The sequence below is a fragment of the Streptomyces sp. SAJ15 genome (assembly GCF_007595705.1).
Classification (GTDB): domain Bacteria; phylum Actinomycetota; class Actinomycetes; order Streptomycetales; family Streptomycetaceae; genus Streptomyces.
In genome coordinates, this window is the sequence record NZ_NISY01000001.1 from 41,337 (window position 1) to 54,149 (window position 12,813).

Sequence of the window (12,813 nt, forward strand, 5' to 3'; positions counted from 1 at the left end):
GGATGAGATGACCACCACCCCCAAGACCGACAGCGACGTCACCGTCGTCCACCTGATGCGCCACGGCGAGGTGGCGAACCCCGACGGCGTCCTCTACGGGCGGCTGCCCGGCTACCACCTCTCCGAGCTGGGCCGGCAGATGGCCGACCGGGTCGCCGAGCACCTGGCCGGCCGCGACATCACCCATGTCGTGGCCTCCCCGCTGGAGCGCGCCCAGGAGACCGCCACCCCGATCGCCAAGGCGCACGGCCTGGACATCGCCTCGGACGAGCGGCTGATCGAGGCGGACAACATCTTCCAGGGCAAGACCTTCGGAGTCGGCGACGGCGCGCTGAAGAAGCCGGAGAACTGGAAGTACCTCACCAACCCCTTCCGGCCCTCCTGGGGCGAGCCGTACATCGAGCTGGTCGTGCGGATGATGGAGGCGCTGGGCGCCGCGCGGGACGCCGCGCGCGGCCATGAGGCGGTCTGCGTCAGCCACCAGCTGCCGATCTGGGTGGTGCGGCAGTTCGCCGAGCGGCGGCGGCTGTGGCACGACCCGCGCAAGCGGCAGTGCACCCTGGCCAGCCTGACCACCTTCACCTACCGCGGCGACAAGATCGTGTCCGTGGGCTACAGTGAGCCGGCCCTCGACCTGGTCCCCGCGCACCTGCGCGCGGGTGCCCAGCCCCGCTGGGGCAAGGGCGCCATCAAGGGCGCCTCCAAGGGCTTCGGCGCCTAAGCGTTTCACTGGATGTCCGGTGTGCCAGCCGCGGGAGCGTCGTGGCTGGTCGCGCCCGCGCGGCGGAGCCGCACAGGTAACCGCGCCCCGCGCCCCTTCGGGGCGCTACCGAACCGCACCGGACTTCGCCGAGCCCGCTCAGCGCCTCGCCTGCGCACCGGGCGGCCCTCGGCCGCACGTACCCCTTCGACCGCCGGACGGGCTGGGACGCCCAGCCCGTCCGGCGCTCGAGGGCCGGCGCCCCCGGCCGGGCGCCCGGCTCGCCGCGTTGCGCTGAGTACGGGTACTCAGAGGGAATGAGCTCGCCGCGCGATGGCCTGGATCTTCGGCGCTGGTGGGATGGCGGACATGAGCCAGAGCACTGACGTTCGACCCGCGTCCTCCGCCGAGCGCCCGTGGTGGAAGACGCCCCTCGTGGCCACGCTCGTCGGCGGGCCGTGCCTTGTCGCGCAATTCGGCGTTTACGGTGTCGCGGGCGACAGCGGCGTCCTCAGCCCCGTGGTCGCCATGCTCCTGTTCGCGATCGCCTGGGTGCTGCCGTGCCGCGACAAGCCCCTGCACCCCCTGCAGAGCGTGCGTGAGTGTGCCGTCGGCATCGGGCTCTTCCTCGCGGTGTACCCGGTGATCGGCATCGCGGTGTTCGCCGCGGCGATGAGCTGACGCCGAGCGCTCGCCCGGGCCCGGTTCCGTCAGGGCGGGTGCGATGTGCCGCCCCCGCGCCCGGTTCGCCTCCCGTGTCCGCATCGCGTAACCGACCCGAAACGGTCAGTCGACAGCGGGACTTTTCGGCCGTCGGGCGGAACCCCGGCCGCCATCCGCTCATCTCATTCGGTGTCCGTTTACGCGGGCTTGGGTGTGACGAGTACGGATGGTGATGGTATGGGCAATATCAGCCGACGGGGGCTGCTCGGACTCGGTGTGGGGGCCGCGACGGCGCTGACCGTCGCCGGGTGCTCGAAGGACTCCTCCGGGTCGGGCACGGACAAGAAGAAGCCGCGGCAGACCCAGCAGGCCAAGCCGATCGGCGACGGCTCCACCGCCGAGTCCGGCGCCCAGCCGAACCAGCCCGGCAAGCCCGAGCGGCTGGAGCCGGGGCAGAAGCCGCCGCAGTTCGTGGTGTTCTCCTGGGACGGCGCCGGCGAGGTCGGCAACGGGCTCTTCCCGCGCTTCCGCAAGCTCGCCCGCGAGCACAACGCGTCGATGACCTTCTTCCTCTCCGGGATCTACTGCCTGCCGGAGTCGAAGAAGAACCTCTACCGGCCGCCGAACAACCCGGTCGGCGCCTCCGACATCGGCTACCTCACCGACGACCACGTCCGGGCGACACTGGAGAACGTGCGGGAGGCGTGGCTGGAGGGCCACGAGATAGGCACCCACTTCAACGGCCACTTCTGCGCCGGCGGCGGCTCGGTGAAGAACTGGACCCCGGCCCAGTGGGAGTCGGAGATCGAGCAGGCCGTGTCCTTCGTCACCAAGTGGCGCACCAACACCGGCTTCACCGACCTGGAGCCGCTGCCCTTCGACTACCGCAAGGAACTCGTCGGCGGCCGCGCCCCCTGTCTGCTGGGCCAGGAGAACCTGCTGCCCACCGCCAAGAAGCTCGGCTGGCGCTACGACGCCAGCTCGCCCGGCGGCCTCCAGGTCTGGCCCACCAAGAAGCAGGGCCTCTGGGACCTTCCGCTCCAGCAGATGCCCTTCCCCGGCCACTCCTTCGAGGTGCTCTCGATGGACTACAACATCCTGGCCAACCAGTCCCAGAACTCCACCAAGGCGCCGCCGGCCAACTACCCGCGCTGGCGCCAGCAGGCGGCCAACGCCTACATCGCCGGCTTCAAGCGCGCCTACACCACCAACCGCGCGCCCTTCTTCATCGGCAACCACTTCGAGCAGTGGAACGGCGGCATCTACATGGACGCCGTCGAGGAGGCGATCAAGCACATCACCGACGAGAAGCACAAGGACGTCCGACTGGTGTCCTTCCGGCAGCTCTGCGACTGGCTGGACGCCCAGGACCCCGCGGTCCTCGCCGACCTGCGCCGGCTGGGCGTCGGCCAGCCCTTCGCCGGCGCCCGCTGAGCCGGTCGGCGCCCGGCCCGCGTCCGCGCCCGTCGGTGTGGGCGCCCCGGGCGCCCTCGGCGCCCCACCGGCGCTCCACCGGCATCGCCCGGCGCCGCCCGGCACTCCCGGCATCGCCCCGGCGCCGAGACGGCGCGCGGGGCGGTTCCGTGTGAGGACGAAACCGGTGGTGAGAGGGGATGCGCGCGGGCCGGGTGGGGGGTGCGGAAGATCCCTAAACCGCCCATGCGAAACTTTTCACATGAGTGCCTGCCGCGCCCCTCGGCGTCTCGTGACCCGCCGTCGCGCAACCGTGCTGGCCGCTGGGGCCGCCGTTGCCGCGCTGACGCTTTCCGCCTGCGGTTCGGGCGGGGTGTCCGGCGGAGGGTCCAACACCAACTACATCCAGGGCAAGAACGGGATCGACCGGGTCGCCAAGGGCGACCGCCAGGCGGCTCCCGACCTCAGCGGCGAGGACCTGCAGGGCGACGAACTCGACATCGCGGACTACAAGGGCAAGGTCGTCGTCCTGAACATCTGGGGCTCGTGGTGCGCGCCGTGCCGGGCGGAGGCCCCGAACCTGGTCAAGGTCGCCGAGGAGACCAAGTCCAAGGGCGTGCAGTTCGTCGGGGTCAACACCCGTGACCCCAACCGGGCGTCGGCGATCAAGTTCGAGAAGGAATTCGAGGTCGACTACCCGAGCCTCTACGACCCCGCGGGCAAGCTGCTGCTGCGCTTCCCCAAGGGCACCCTTCTCCCGCAGGGCATCCCGAGCACGGTCGTGATCGACCGGGACGGCAAGGTCGCGGCACGCACCATGCAGCCCCTCAGCGAGAAGCGCCTGCACGAGCTGATCGACCCGGTCATCGCGGAGAAGTGATCACATGATCGCTCTCGCCGCGGGCGTCGACGCCGAAGCGACCGTCAACTCGGGCGCGTTGCTGCTCGCCCTGCCGCTCGCCCTCTGCGCGGGTCTGGTCTCCTTCTTCTCCCCGTGTGTGCTGCCGCTGGTGCCCGGCTATATGTCGTACGTCACCGGCGTCACCGGAACGGACCTGGGCGAGGCCAGACGCGGTCGGATGCTCGCCGGCGCCTCCCTGTTCGTCCTCGGCTTCTCGGCCGTCTTCATCTCCCAGGGGGCGTTCTTCGGGAGCATCGGCCAGGACCTGATGGTGCACAGGGAGACCGTCAACAAGATCCTCGGGGTCCTGACGATCGTCATGGGCCTGGCCTTCATGGGGCTGTTCTCGCTCTTCGGACAGCGCGAGTTCCGCTTCCATATGAAGCCCACCATGGGTCTGACCGGCGCGCCGTTGCTCGGCGCGCTCTTCGGCGTCGGCTGGACTCCCTGCATGGGCCCCACCCTCGGCGCCGTCCAGACCCTGGCGATCAACCAGGCCAGCGCCGGTCGCGGCGCGCTGCTCACCTTCGCCTACTGCCTGGGCCTCGGCGTGCCGTTCATAGTGGTCGCCCTCGCCTATCGGCGCGCGCTCGGCGCGTTCAGCTGGGTCAAGCGCCACTACGTGTGGGTGATGCGGCTGGGAGGCGGCATGCTGGTGGTGCTCGGCGTGCTGCTGCTGACCGGTACCTGGGACCGGATGATCGCCGACATGCAGTACTGGTCCAACAGCTTCAACGTGGGGATCTGATCCATGGCCACCACCGACACCGACTCCGCCGCCGCCCCGGCGCCGGACGGTGACGCCACCGACGACGGCGCCGCGCGGGCGGCGGCCTCCGCCGAGGACAGCGACCTCGGCGCGGCCGGTTCCCAGCTGTCCACGGCCCCGGCGGAGGAGGCCGGCCAGGCCGTCCCCGGGTCCTTCGGCGGGGTGCGCCGCCCCGGCGCGCTGGGCGCGGTCCAGTGGCTCGGTCGGGAGGTCCTGGGCTGGTTCCGCTGGTTCTGGCGGCAGCTGACCTCGATGCGGGTCGCGCTGCTGCTGCTCCTGCTGCTCTCCCTCGGCGCCATCCCCGGCTCGCTGATCCCGCAGAACAGCGTGGACGAGTTCAAGGTCGCCGAGTTCAAGGCGAAGCACGAGACGCTCGCGCCGATCTACGAGCAGCTCGGCCTCTTCCACGTCTACGGCTCGGTGTGGTTCTCGGCGATCTACATCCTGCTGTTCATCTCGCTGATCGGCTGCATCGTGCCGCGCAGCTGGCAGTTCGTCGGACAGCTCCGCGGCCGCCCGCCGGCCGCCCCGCGCCGGCTGACCCGGCTGCCCGCGTACACCACCTGGCGCACCGAGGCCACCCCCGACGAGGTGCTGGCCGCCGCCCAGAGGATCGTGAAGCGGCGCCGCTTCCGCGCCCACGTCACCGACGGCGCGGTCGCCGCCGAGAAGGGCTATCTGCGCGAGCTCGGCAACCTGGTCTTCCATATCGCGCTGATCGTGATGCTGGTCGCCTTCGCGGTGGGACAGCTGTGGAAGTCCGAGGGCGGCAAGCTGATCGTCGCCGGTGAACCGGGGTTCTCCAACACCATCAGCCAGTACGACGACTTCAAGTCCGGCACCTTCTTCGACGTCGACGACCTCGACCCCTTCAGCTTCAAGCTGGACCGCTTCACCGCCAGCTACGAGAAGTCCGGCCCGCAGCGCGGCACCGCCCGCGAGTACCAGGCGGACATCACCTACTCGGTCGGTGCCGACGGCGAGGAGCGGAAGACCACCGTCGAGGTGAACGAGCCGCTGGACATCGCCGGCTCCAAGGTCTTCCTGCTGGGCAACGGCTACGCGCCGGTCGTCACCGTCAAGGACGGCCAGGGCGACATCGCCTTCAAGGGCGCGGTGCCGTTCCTGCCGCAGGACTCCAACCTCACCTCCTCCGGCGTGATCAAGGTCCCCGACTACCGGGACAAGAACGGCAAGAAGGACCAGCTGGGCTTCCAGGGCTTCTTCGTGCCGACCTTCGGCGGCGCGAACACGGGCACGATGTTCTCCCAGTTCCCCGCGCTGGAGTACCCGGTGCTCTTCCTCACCGCGTACCACGGCAGCCTGGGCATCGACGCCGGCACCCCGCAGAACGTGTACCAGCTGGACACCCAGCGCATGAAGCAGTTCAAGGAGCCGGACGGCAAGGCGTTCGCCAAGAAGCTGCTGCCCGGCGAGACGATGAAGCTGCCGAACGGCGCCGGAACGCTCACCTTCGACGGCATCAAGCCCTGGGCGACCTTCCAGGTCTCCCACCAGCCGGGCAACTCCGGCGCCCTGGTCGGCGCGGTCGCCGCCCTGCTGGGCCTGGCCGCCTCGCTCTTCATCCAGCGCCGACGGGTATGGGTGCGCGCCACGACCGGCGCCGACGGCGTGACCGTGGTGGAGATGGCCGGTCTGGGCCGCAGCGAGTCGCCGAAGCTCCCCGAGGAGCTCGCCGACCTCGCCGTGGCGCTCCAGACGGACGCCCCGCCCGCTCCGGACCCGGACCCCGACCCCGACGGCTCCGCTCCGGACGCCGACGACCCCGCAGAACCCGCTGACGCTGCCGAAGGAGCGCGCGCGTGAACCTCGCTGCCGAAGTCAACGAGAACCTGGCCCAGACCAGCAATGTGCTGATCTATTCGGCGATGGCGGTCTACACCCTCGCCTTCCTGGCCCACATCAGTGAGTGGGTGTTCGGCAGCCGCAGCGCCGTCGGCCGTACCGCCTCGGCGATCACCGCGAACGCCCCGGCCACCGCCAAGGTCGCCGTCCAGGTCGGCGGCAAGGGCGGCGCCACCGCCGTGCTGGAGCGGCCGAAGGTCGTGACCCGCTCCGCCGTCGGCAGCCGGGACGTCCCGGACGGCCCGGGCGCCGCGGGCGGCACCGAGAAGGGCGACCTGTACGGGCGGATCGCGATCTCGCTGACCGTGCTGGGCTTTCTCATGCACGTCGGCGGGGTCGTGTCGCGCGCCCTGTCCGTGCAGCGCGCCCCCTGGGGCAACATGTACGAGTTCTCCACGACCTTCGCCATGGTCGCGGTCGGCACGTACCTGGCCCTGCTGGCGCTGAAGAAGAACGTCCGCTGGATCGGCCTGCCGCTGGTCACCACGGTCCTGCTCGACCTGGGCCTGGCGGTCTCGGTGCTCTACACCGAGAGCGACCAGCTGGTCCCGGCGCTGCACTCGTACTGGCTGTGGATCCACGTCAGCTGCGCCATCATCTCCGGCGCCGCCCTCTACCTGGGCGCGGTCTCCACGCTGCTCTACCTCTTCCGCGACCGGTACGAGGAGCGGCTGGAGAACCCGGACGGCAAGCAGTCCGGCGCGTTCGCCCGGTCCGTGCTGGAGCGGGTGCCCTCCGCCGCCTCGCTCGACAAGTTCGCGTACCGCATCAACGCCACGGTCTTCCCGCTGTGGACGTTCACGATCATCGCCGGCGCGATCTGGGCCGAGGCCGCCTGGGGCCGCTACTGGGGCTGGGACCCCAAGGAGGTCTGGTCCTTCATCACCTGGGTCGCCTACGCCGGCTACCTGCACGCCCGCGCCACCGCCGGCTGGAAGGGCCGCAAGGCCGCCTACCTGGCGCTGGCCGCCTTCGGCTGCTACCTCTTCAACTACTACGGGATCAACATCTTCGTCTCCGGCAAGCACTCCTACGCCGGGGTCTGACGGACCGTATGCGACCCCGCGGCGGGGTCGCGCGGCCCGCCGGGCCCACTCGTCCGCATCGCGGCCGGTTTTCGTGACATGCGTCACGGGAGCCGGCCGCGGCCGTGGGGACGCTGGTCCGCCGGGGGTTGTGGATAAGGCGGGCGACCATCCTTAGAGGTCGCTAGGCTCGAAGAGGACTGCCAGGGAGGTGCCGAGATGGCCATGGTGATGGACTCTGCCCGCCTGGATGAGATGTTCGATCTCATCGAGGCGATGAATGTGCCTGCGGGCTACCGGGCGGAGGTCATCGAGGGGGAGATCGTCATGAATCCACAGCGTTTCGTCCACTCGACGATCATTCGCAGGATCAACCGGTCGTTGGAGGACGTGTGCGGACTCGAGGCGAACATCTTGTGGGATGTGCGGATCGATTTCCCTGGTGCACTCAACGGCTACTGCCCCGATGTGGCGCTCCTCGCCGATGACGCGAAGGAGGACGAGAACGGCGGGTGGGACTACCGGGACGTCCGCCTGGTGGCGGAGGTCGTCTCCCGCGGCAGCCGCCGGGACGACTACGACGCCAAGCTGAAGGTCTACGCCGCGGCCGGCGTGCCGACGTACGTCATCGCCGACCCCAAGACCGGATACGTGCACGTCCACCACGCCCCGCAGAACGGCGAGTACACCGACGTGTCGACCTATGCCTTTGGGACGAAGTTCCCGCTCCCGTTCCCCGAGGCCACCATCGACACGACGAACTGGCCCCGCGGCTGACCGTCGTACCGGTCGGCCCCGCCTCTCGGGTAGGGCCCCGGCGTCACTTCGCGGGCGGCGTGTCCTCCGGGCCGTCGCCCCTGTCGCCCTTGCGCCGCAGCTCCTCCTCGCGGCGGCGCAGATCCGCCTCCCAGTCCTTCAGCAGTGCCTCGTCCGGCTCGGCCTGTTCGGCCGGCTCGGACGTCTCGTCGGCGCCCCCGGCCTTGTCGCCGAGCGACTTGAGGAACTCGGGGTTGTCGTCCGGGGCGACCCAGCCGCCGCCGCGTCGGCCGCCGAAGCCGAAGCCGCCCGACCCGCCGGCGCCGACGGGCCCGCGCTGCTTGCCGGCGATCAGCCAGGAGATCGAGCCGACCACCGGGAAGAGCAGCACGAGGATCGCCCAGATGGGCTTGGGGATATAGCGGACGTCCTGCTCGTCGGTGGTGATGCAGTCGATGAAGGCGTAGATGCTGAGCGCCAGCGGCACCAGAATGAGCAGCACCCGGAGCATGAGGCCGTCCCCCTGCGTGTGCGGTGTCGGAGCCGGGAGCCCTAAGCGCGGCACCCAGTTACCGGTCCAGGGTAGTGCGTGCCGGATACTGGACCGCATGGCTTATGACGATCTTCGTTCGTTTCTGCGGGCGCTTGACCGCGAAGGCGACCTCAAGCGCATCAAGGTCGAAGTCGATCCGTATCTGGAGATCGGGGAGATCGTCGACCGGGTGAACAAGGCCGGTGGACCCGCCCTCCTCTTCGAGAACGTGAAGGGCTCCCCGATCCCGCTGGCGATGAACGTCTTCGGCACCGACCGTCGGCTGCTGAAGGCGCTCGGGCTGGGCTCGTACGAGGAGATCAGCGAGAAGATCGGCGGGCTGCTCAAGCCGGAGCTGCCGCACGGCGTCGGCGGGCTGCGGGAGGCCTTCGGGAAGCTCGGCAGCATGGCGCACGTGCCGCCGAAGAAGGTCAAGGACGCTCCGGTGCACGAGGTGGTGCTCACCGGCGACCAGGTCGACCTGGACGCGATCCCGGCGCTGTTCACCTGGCCCAAGGACGGCGGGTCCTTCTACAACCTGGGCCTGACCCACACCAAGGACCCGGAGACCGGGGTGCGCAACCTGGGTCTGTACCGGCTCCAGCGCCACGACCGGCGCACCATCGGCATGCACTGGCAGATCCACAAGGACAGCCACAACCACTACCAGGTGGCCGCGCGGCGCGGCGAGCGGCTGCCGGTGGCGATCGCCTTCGGCTGTCCGCCGGCCGTGACGTACGCCTCCACCGCCCCGCTCCCCGGCGACATCGACGAGTACCTCTTCGCCGGCTTCCTGCAGGGCCGGCGGGTGGAGATGGTCGACTGCAAGACGGTGCCGCTCCAGGTGCCGGCCAACGCCGAGGTGGTCCTGGAGGGCTGGCTGGAGCCGGGGAAGATGCTCCCGGAGGGCCCGTTCGGCGACCACACCGGCTTCTACACCCCGCAGGACGACTTCCCGGCGCTGACCATCGACTGCGTCACCATGCGCCGCCGTCCGCTGCTCCAGTCCATCGTGGTGGGGCGGCCGCCGACCGAGGACGGCCCGCTGGGGCGGGCCACCGAGCGGTTCTTCCTTCCGCTGCTGAAGATCATCATTCCGGACATCGTGGACTACCACCTGCCGGAGTCCGGCGGCTTCCACAACTGCGCGATCGTCTCGATCGACAAGAAGTACCCCAAGCACGCGCAGAAGGTGATGCACGCCATCTGGGGCGCGCACATGATGTCGCTGACCAAGCTGATCATCGTGGTCGACGCCGACTGCGACGTACACAACCTGCACGAGGTCTCCTGGCGGGCGCTGGGCAACACGGACTACGCCCGCGACCTCACCGTCGTCGAGGGCCCGGTGGACCACCTCGACCACTCCTCGTACCAGAAGTTCTGGGGCGGCAAGGCGGGCATCGACGCCACGGCGAAGTGGCCCGAGGAGGGCTACACGCGCGACGGCGGCTGGCCGGAGATGGTCGAGTCGGACCCGCGGACCGCCGACCGGGTGACCCGGCGGTGGAAGGAGTACGGGCTGTGAGGGGCCGGTCCACGACGGGCGTCGGCAGCGTGGCGGCCGGGTCCTCCCACCGCCGGTGCGGGGCTGGTCCGGAGGACGGGCGGTGAGCGCCGCCGAGGGGGTCCTCGGGTCCGGCGGCCGCCCCGCCGAGTCCAGCGGCCGGGTCAAGGCGTTCCTGCGGCTGGTGATGATCGAGCACTCGGTCTTCGCGCTGCCCTTCGCGTACATCGCCGCGCTCACCGCGATGCTGCTGTGGGACGGGGACATCCACTGGCTGCGGCTGCTGCTGGTGACGGTGGCCATGGTGGGGCTGCGCACCTTCGCGATGGCCGCCAACCGGATCATCGACCGGGAGATCGACGCGCGGAACCCGCGCACCGCCTCCCGTGAGCTGGTCACCGGCGCGGTCTCGGTCCGCACCGCCTGGGTGGGCGCACTGGTGGCGCTGGTGGTGTTCCTGGGCGCGGCGGCGCTGTTGGGTCCGCTGTGCCTGGTGCTGGCGCCGGTGGCGGTGGTCCCGATGGTGGTCTATCCGTACGGCAAGCGGTTCACGGACTTCCCGCACGCGATCCTCGGCCTGGCCCAGGCGATGGGTCCGGTCGGCGCGTGGATCGGGATCACCGGCGAGTGGTCCTGGGACGCGGTCGTGCTGGGCCTGGCGGTCGGGGTGTGGATCGGCGGCTTCGACCTGATCTACGCCTGTCAGGACGTCGAGTCCGACCTCGCGCACGGGGTGCGGTCGGTGCCGGCCCGCTTCGGGGTCCCCGGCGCGCTGTACGGTGCGCGGGTCTGCCATGTCGTCACCACCCTGCTCCTCGGGTGGTACGGGGTGGCCACGGACGCGGGCGCCTTCTTCTGGGTGGGCCTGTTGATCGTCGCCTCGGCCTTCCTCTACGAGCACTCGATCGTGCGGCCGCACGACCTGTCCCGGCTGAACCGCAGCTTCTTCACGGTCAACGGCTTCATCGGCATCGCGCTGTTCCTCTGCGCGCTGCTGGACCTGCTGGTGCGCGGCCTGAGCGTGTGACCGCGCCGCCTCTCACGGGTGGGTGACGGCCCCTGAGGGTGACCGTCACCCGCGCGTGTGATGGCGCGTGAAGCGCTCCGGATAGTCTCGGTATGTGAATCCCTGCGAAGAGCTCAGTGAGGGGCAGCCGCCCGGAGCGGCCGCCGACCGGGAGACCCGCCGTCCCTGGGTCGTCGGGGTGTCCGGAGCGTCCGGGACGCCGTACGCCGCGGCGGTGCTGCGCGCGCTGGTGCAGGCCGGCGAGGCGGTCGACCTGGTGGTCAGTCGGGCCTCGCGGCTGACGCTGCTGGACGAGACCGGCATCGCGTTCCGGGACGCCCACTGGCGGGAGGACCTGCGGACGTGGCTGGCGCGCGGCGCCGACGGCACGCCGGACGCCTTCGACGTGGACGTCTCCGCGGTGCGTTACTGGTCGGCCGGCGACCTGGCGGCGGGGCCGTCCTCGGGGTCGTACCCGGCGAAGGGGATGCTGATCGTCCCGGCGAGCACGGCGTGTGTGGCCGGGGTGGCGCTGGGGCTGTCCAAGGACCTGCTGCAGCGGGTGGCGAGCGTGACGCTCAAGGAGCGCCGGCCGCTGGTGGTCACGGTGCGGGAGGCCCCGCTGAGCGGGCAGACGCTGAAGGCGCTGGTGACGCTGGACGAGGCGGGTGCCGTGGTGGTGCCCGCCTCGCCGGCGTTCTACGCGGGGGCGACGCACATCCAGCATCTGGTGGACTTCGTCGCCGGGCGGGTGCTGGACGCGGCGGGTGTGCCGCACAAGCTGTACCGCCGGTGGGAAGGAGAGCTCGGGGGCGGCTTCGCCGGTGGCTCCGCCGGGCCGGTGGCGTCGGCCGCCTCGGTCGGTCCGGCCGGACCGACCGGCTCCATGGGCCCTCGGGGGGAGGATCGGCGCTGAGCGTTCAGCGCTTGGGTGGTCAGCGCTTGGTGGCGCGGGCGGAGCGGCCCTTGGCCGCCTTGGCCCGACGGGTGCCGGTGGGCTGGTGAGCACGCGAGCGGTCGGCCAGCTCCTGCAGCTCACGCATGCGGGCATAGGCCATCTCGATCGTGTACACGGTGAGACTCATCTCCTGGGGATCGTCATTGATCGTTAGGCAAGTTAGACAAAGCGTGCACTGATTCGCAGGGCCTTCGGCCCTGATGCCTTAGATTCTACATGTAAACCAGCGGGATCGCAGAACAATGGAAGGCTCCAGGCATATGGACGCGGTGGATAGGCAGCTCATCCAGGCCCTGCGCGAGAACGGCAGGGCCTCATACGCGGAGCTCGGCCGGCTGGTCGGCCTCTCCGGCCCGAGCGTCACTGACCGGATCAACCGCCTGGAGGCGGCCGGTGTGATCACCGGCTATCGCGCGACCGTGGACGCGGCCTCGCTCGGCCTCGGTGTCACCGCGCTCATCGGCATCTCCCTCTCGGACGCCACCGACCACGAGGAGGTGGCCCAGCGGCTGCGCGAGCTCGCCGAGATCGAGGACTGCTGGTTCATCGCCGGCGACGACTCGTACATGCTCAAGGTGCGGGCCAGCGACGTGGACGGGCTGGAGCGGACGATCCGTCGGCTGTCCGGCACCAAGGGCGTGTCCCGCACCCGGACCACCATCGTGCTCTCCACGAAGTGGGAGAACCGGGTCGGCGAACTGCCCGAGAACGCCTAGG

The 12,813-nt window shown here is 70.4% G+C and carries 14 protein-coding genes; 12 read left to right on the forward strand and 2 right to left on the reverse strand.

Annotation, left to right across the window (positions count from 1 at the left end; translation table 11 throughout):
- Positions 1-7 precede the first annotated feature (7 nt).
- The 8 genes from CD790_RS00180 to CD790_RS00215 all read left to right on the forward strand — a co-directional run bounded on the left by CD790_RS00180 (position 8) and on the right by CD790_RS00215 (position 8,114).
- Positions 8-721, forward strand: a complete 714-nt coding sequence (locus tag CD790_RS00180; RefSeq protein WP_399216789.1) for a histidine phosphatase family protein — start codon at positions 8-10, stop codon at positions 719-721.
- A 312-nt stretch (positions 722-1,033) separates the two neighbouring features.
- Complete coding sequence (locus tag CD790_RS00185) at positions 1,034-1,381, forward strand: hypothetical protein (RefSeq protein WP_144380842.1); 348 nt, start codon at positions 1,034-1,036, stop codon at positions 1,379-1,381.
- A gap of 219 nt (positions 1,382-1,600) precedes the next feature.
- Positions 1,601-2,797: a hypothetical protein gene (locus tag CD790_RS00190; RefSeq protein ID WP_144380843.1), complete on the forward strand. Its 1,197-nt coding sequence runs from the start codon at positions 1,601-1,603 to the stop codon at positions 2,795-2,797.
- A gap of 241 nt (positions 2,798-3,038) precedes the next feature.
- Positions 3,039-3,656 (forward strand): TlpA disulfide reductase family protein, encoded by a 618-nt coding sequence (locus CD790_RS00195; protein ID WP_144380844.1) that lies wholly within the window; start codon positions 3,039-3,041, stop codon positions 3,654-3,656.
- A gap of 4 nt (positions 3,657-3,660) precedes the next feature.
- A complete protein-coding gene (locus tag CD790_RS00200) occupies positions 3,661-4,425 on the forward strand; it encodes a cytochrome c biogenesis CcdA family protein (RefSeq protein ID WP_144380845.1) in 765 nt (254 codons plus the stop codon).
- Positions 4,426-4,428: 3 nt separating this feature from the next.
- Positions 4,429-6,273, forward strand: a complete 1,845-nt coding sequence (locus tag CD790_RS00205) for a cytochrome c biogenesis protein ResB (protein ID WP_144380846.1) — start codon at positions 4,429-4,431, stop codon at positions 6,271-6,273.
- Positions 6,270-7,358: a c-type cytochrome biogenesis protein CcsB gene (gene ccsB, locus CD790_RS00210; RefSeq protein WP_144380847.1), complete on the forward strand. Its 1,089-nt coding sequence runs from the start codon at positions 6,270-6,272 to the stop codon at positions 7,356-7,358. The genes CD790_RS00205 and ccsB overlap by 4 nt, the downstream gene beginning before the upstream one ends.
- Positions 7,359-7,562: 204 nt before the next feature.
- Entirely contained in the window at positions 7,563-8,114 is a 552-nt protein-coding gene (locus CD790_RS00215) for a Uma2 family endonuclease (protein WP_260867243.1), read from the forward strand.
- A 43-nt stretch (positions 8,115-8,157) separates the two neighbouring features.
- On the opposite strand, the gene CD790_RS00220 is transcribed toward CD790_RS00215, so the two are convergent.
- Positions 8,158-8,604 (reverse strand): PLD nuclease N-terminal domain-containing protein, encoded by a 447-nt coding sequence (locus CD790_RS00220; protein ID WP_144380849.1) that lies wholly within the window; start codon positions 8,602-8,604, stop codon positions 8,158-8,160.
- Positions 8,605-8,701: 97 nt separating this feature from the next.
- Between CD790_RS00220 and CD790_RS00225 the strand changes: the two genes are divergently transcribed.
- The 3 genes from CD790_RS00225 (at position 8,702) to CD790_RS00235 (ending at position 12,054) form a co-directional block, all read left to right on the forward strand.
- Positions 8,702-10,153 (forward strand): menaquinone biosynthesis decarboxylase, encoded by a 1,452-nt coding sequence (locus CD790_RS00225; RefSeq protein WP_144380850.1) that lies wholly within the window; start codon positions 8,702-8,704, stop codon positions 10,151-10,153.
- 82 nt (positions 10,154-10,235) lie between these two features.
- Positions 10,236-11,159 (forward strand): menaquinone biosynthesis prenyltransferase MqnP, encoded by a 924-nt coding sequence (gene mqnP, locus CD790_RS00230; protein WP_144380851.1) that lies wholly within the window; start codon positions 10,236-10,238, stop codon positions 11,157-11,159.
- Positions 11,160-11,253: 94 nt separating this feature from the next.
- Positions 11,254-12,054: a UbiX family flavin prenyltransferase gene (locus CD790_RS00235; protein WP_144380852.1), complete on the forward strand. Its 801-nt coding sequence runs from the start codon at positions 11,254-11,256 to the stop codon at positions 12,052-12,054.
- 19 nt (positions 12,055-12,073) lie between these two features.
- Here the strand turns inward: CD790_RS00235 and CD790_RS34345 are convergent, their stop codons facing one another.
- Positions 12,074-12,223: a hypothetical protein gene (locus CD790_RS34345; RefSeq protein ID WP_186318817.1), complete on the reverse strand. Its 150-nt coding sequence runs from the start codon at positions 12,221-12,223 to the stop codon at positions 12,074-12,076.
- Positions 12,224-12,356: 133 nt separating this feature from the next.
- On the opposite strand from CD790_RS34345, the gene CD790_RS00240 reads away from it, so the two are divergent.
- On the forward strand, positions 12,357-12,812 hold the full coding sequence (locus CD790_RS00240) for an Lrp/AsnC family transcriptional regulator (RefSeq protein WP_144380853.1): 456 nt from the start codon (positions 12,357-12,359) through the stop codon (positions 12,810-12,812).
- The last annotated feature ends 1 nt before the right edge of the window (position 12,813 follow it).

Bases quoted from the DNA above. Each gene is read 5' to 3' on its own strand.
- CD790_RS00180 (WP_399216789.1), top strand. From the start codon at position 8: ATGACCACCACCCCCAAGACCGACAGCGACGTCACCGTCGTCCACCTG.
- CD790_RS00185 (WP_144380842.1), top strand. From the start codon at position 1,034: ATGGCCTGGATCTTCGGCGCTGGTGGGATGGCGGACATGAGCCAGAGC.
- CD790_RS00190 (WP_144380843.1), top strand. From the start codon at position 1,601: ATGGGCAATATCAGCCGACGGGGGCTGCTCGGACTCGGTGTGGGGGCC.
- CD790_RS00195 (WP_144380844.1), top strand. From the start codon at position 3,039: ATGAGTGCCTGCCGCGCCCCTCGGCGTCTCGTGACCCGCCGTCGCGCA.
- CD790_RS00200 (WP_144380845.1), top strand. From the start codon at position 3,661: ATGATCGCTCTCGCCGCGGGCGTCGACGCCGAAGCGACCGTCAACTCG.
- CD790_RS00205 (WP_144380846.1), top strand. From the start codon at position 4,429: ATGGCCACCACCGACACCGACTCCGCCGCCGCCCCGGCGCCGGACGGT.
- CD790_RS00215 (WP_260867243.1), top strand. From the start codon at position 7,563: ATGGTGATGGACTCTGCCCGCCTGGATGAGATGTTCGATCTCATCGAG.
- CD790_RS00220 (WP_144380849.1), bottom strand. From the start codon at position 8,604: ATGCTCCGGGTGCTGCTCATTCTGGTGCCGCTGGCGCTCAGCATCTAC.
- CD790_RS00225 (WP_144380850.1), top strand. From the start codon at position 8,702: ATGGCTTATGACGATCTTCGTTCGTTTCTGCGGGCGCTTGACCGCGAA.
- CD790_RS34345 (WP_186318817.1), bottom strand. From the start codon at position 12,223: ATGAGTCTCACCGTGTACACGATCGAGATGGCCTATGCCCGCATGCGT.
- CD790_RS00240 (WP_144380853.1), top strand. From the start codon at position 12,357: ATGGACGCGGTGGATAGGCAGCTCATCCAGGCCCTGCGCGAGAACGGC.